We start from the raw sequence: 360 nt of genomic DNA on the forward strand, positions 1-360 counted from the left end.
ACCCAACCGCGCATCCGCCAACGCCTGCCGGATCAGGCGCGACTGGGCCCGCCCACTCGGTGCCGTCAACCCGTTGCTCGCACCGTCCTGGTTCACCGCCGAACCACGCACCACCGCCAGCACCCGACGCCCATGACGCACCGCATCCGACAACCGCTCCACCGCCAGCACACCCACCCCCTCAGCCGGTCCGAAGCCGTCGGCCGCGGCGGAGAAAGCCTTGCAGCGGCCGTCGGCGGCCACTCCGCGCTGCCGGGAGAAGCGCACGAACACATCGGGAGTCGACATCACGGTCGCACCGCCGGCGAGGGCGAGATCGCACTCACCGCTGCGCAGCGCCCGCACCGCCAGATGCAACGC

The 360-nt window shown here is 72.2% G+C and carries 1 protein-coding gene; it reads right to left on the bottom strand.

Features of this window, described 5'->3' with window-relative positions; genetic code table 11:
- Positions 1 to 360, bottom strand: a 360-nt coding sequence (locus GTY56_RS36100; protein ID WP_161369493.1) for a beta-ketoacyl synthase N-terminal-like domain-containing protein, incomplete at both ends; no start/stop codon positions are given.

This window comes from Streptomyces sp. SID5643, from assembly GCF_009872555.1.
Lineage (GTDB): Bacteria > Actinomycetota > Actinomycetes > Streptomycetales > Streptomycetaceae > Streptomyces > Streptomyces iakyrus.